The sequence below is a fragment of the Paraburkholderia sp. UCT2 genome, assembly GCF_014397665.1.
Classification (GTDB): domain Bacteria; phylum Pseudomonadota; class Gammaproteobacteria; order Burkholderiales; family Burkholderiaceae; genus Paraburkholderia; species Paraburkholderia tuberum.
In genome coordinates, this window is sequence record NZ_VZQO01000111.1 from 1 (window position 1) to 2,925 (window position 2,925).

The window sequence follows — 2,925 nt, forward strand, 5'->3', positions numbered from 1 at the left end:
GGCTCCGACTGTTTGTATGCATGCGGTTTCAGGATCTGTTTCACTCCCCTCCCGGGGTTCTTTTCGCCTTTCCCTCACGGTACTGGTTCACTATCGGTCGATCACGAGTATTTAGCCTTGGAGGATGGTCCCCCCATCTTCAGACAGGATTTCACGTGTCCCGCCCTACTTCTCGTACACCCAGTTCTTCCATGCTGTTTTCGTCTACAGGGCTATCACCTGCTATGGCCGCACTTTCCAGAGCGTTCGACTAACAATACGGATAACGTGTACCGGCTGATCCCATTTCGCTCGCCACTACTCTGGGAATCTCGGTTGATTTCTTTTCCTGCGGTTACTTAGATGTTTCAGTTCACCGCGTTCGCTTCACGCAGCCTATGGATTCAGCTACGGATACTCCATTAGGAGTGGGTTTCCCCATTCGGACATCTCCGGATCAATGCTCGTTTGCCAGCTCCCCGGAGCTTTTCGCAGGCTACCGCGTCCTTCATCGCCTGTGATCGCCAAGGCATCCACCACATGCACTTGTTCGCTTGACCCTATAACGGGTGTGTCTCTGTGTCGGCCCACGTTAGCGCTTTGGCGCTTACGTGGGTCCCATCCCCGCAGGGGATAGACGCACTCGTTACAGGTTGAGTATTCGTGTTGCGCCGTATTCCAGGGCAATCTTTCGATCACCTTTAAAATACATCGATACAATCACAACCCTGATTCACCTACTCGGCACCCATCTCCAGGTGCCTTTCGTGAATCTCTTTACTACTTCTTCCTGATTGTTAAAGAACGACAGCCGATATCACAGTCAAACTGTGTACCGCTCTGACTGGCTCAATCGCCAATGCGCAACGCTCTGCCTTCATGCAGAACCCTGCGCATTGAGGATTGGTGGAGGATGACGGGATCGAACCGACGACCCCCTGCTTGCAAAGCAGGTGCTCTCCCAGCTGAGCTAATCCCCCAGTCCCACAGATAGTCCAGCGGCCCCAGCCCTTCAGCTCACCAGACACGACACTGGTGGGTCTGGATGGATTCGAACCATCGACCCCCGCCTTATCAAGACGGTGCTCTAACCGGCTGAGCTACAGACCCCTGAGTCTGTCTGCGTTGCTTCTAACCACAGCCGATAAGCGTGAGCACTTGAGTGCAATGAATGCACAGCTCTGGAAAGGAGGTGATCCAGCCGCACCTTCCGATACGGCTACCTTGTTACGACTTCACCCCAGTCATGAATCCTACCGTGGTGACCGTCCTCCTTGCGGTTAGACTAGCCACTTCTGGTAAAACCCACTCCCATGGTGTGACGGGCGGTGTGTACAAGACCCGGGAACGTATTCACCGCGGCATGCTGATCCGCGATTACTAGCGATTCCAGCTTCACGCACCCGAGTTGCAGAGTGCGATCCGGACTACGATCGGTTTTCTGGGATTGGCTCCACCTCGCGGCTTGGCAACCCTCTGTTCCGACCATTGTATGACGTGTGAAGCCCTACCCATAAGGGCCATGAGGACTTGACGTCATCCCCACCTTCCTCCGGTTTGTCACCGGCAGTCTCCCTGGAGTGCTCTTGCGTAGCAACTAGGGACAAGGGTTGCGCTCGTTGCGGGACTTAACCCAACATCTCACGACACGAGCTGACGACAGCCATGCAGCACCTGTGTTATGGCTCCCTTTCGGGCACTCCCGCCTCTCGGCAGGATTCCATACATGTCAAGGGTAGGTAAGGTTTTTCGCGTTGCATCGAATTAATCCACATCATCCACCGCTTGTGCGGGTCCCCGTCAATTCCTTTGAGTTTTAATCTTGCGACCGTACTCCCCAGGCGGTCAACTTCACGCGTTAGCTACGTTACCAAGCCAATGAAGGCCCGACAACCAGTTGACATCGTTTAGGGCGTGGACTACCAGGGTATCTAATCCTGTTTGCTCCCCACGCTTTCGTGCATGAGCGTCAGTATTGGCCCAGGGGGCTGCCTTCGCCATCGGTGTTCCTCCACATCTCTACGCATTTCACTGCTACACGTGGAATTCCACCCCCCTCTGCCATACTCCAGCGCTGCAGTCACCAATGCAGTTCCCAGGTTAAGCCCGGGGATTTCACATCGGTCTTACAGCACCGCCTGCGCACGCTTTACGCCCAGTAATTCCGATTAACGCTCGCACCCTACGTATTACCGCGGCTGCTGGCACGTAGTTAGCCGGTGCTTATTCTTCCGGTACCGTCATCCCTCACGGATATTGGCCACGAGGTTTTCTTTCCGGACAAAAGTGCTTTACAACCCGAAGGCCTTCTTCACACACGCGGCATTGCTGGATCAGGCTTGCGCCCATTGTCCAAAATTCCCCACTGCTGCCTCCCGTAGGAGTCTGGGCCGTGTCTCAGTCCCAGTGTGGCTGGTCGTCCTCTCAGACCAGCTACAGATCGTCGGCTTGGTAGGCCTTTACCCCACCAACTACCTAATCTGCCATCGGCCGCCCCTGGAGCGCGAGGTCCCGAAAGATCCCCCGCTTTCCTCTCCCGAGCGTATGCGGTATTAATCCGGCTTTCGCCGGGCTATCCCCCACTCCAGGACACGTTCCGATGTATTACTCACCCGTTCGCCACTCGCCACCAGACCGGAGTCCGTGCTGCCGTTCGACTTGCATGTGTAAGGCATGCCGCCAGCGTTCAATCTGAGCCAGGATCAAACTCTTCAGTTCAAACCTGTTACTGTGTTCGGGCTCTCTCGAACCCGGTCGCTCACTCAACGTACTGACGATGATTGATCCGTCTTTCGACAGACAAACCTTCCTCTAATACTGTGTGAGGCTTCTGATACTTCTGCCTGACAGCAGACTCCGGAGAATCCGCCGCCGCATTCCGCATCAAGCGCCCACACTTATCGACTGTTAGTTTTTAAAGATCGGTCCGCCAAACCCGCCGCGCCT

At 55.2% G+C, this 2,925-nt stretch carries 2 tRNA genes and 2 rRNA genes; all 4 read right to left on the minus strand.

The features are described 5' to 3' along the window. Positions 1-539: ribosomal RNA gene (locus F6X39_RS35845) — 23S ribosomal RNA — on the minus strand; the annotation flags it as partial. Positions 540-883: 344 nt separating this feature from the next. Further along, positions 884-959 (minus strand) — tRNA-Ala (locus F6X39_RS35850). Between the two features lie 53 nt (positions 960-1,012). Continuing rightward, a tRNA-Ile gene (locus F6X39_RS35855) sits at positions 1,013-1,089 on the minus strand. A 75-nt stretch (positions 1,090-1,164) separates the two neighbouring features. Beyond that, positions 1,165-2,697: ribosomal RNA gene (locus F6X39_RS35860) — 16S ribosomal RNA — on the minus strand. Between the last annotated feature and the right edge of the window lie 228 nt (positions 2,698-2,925).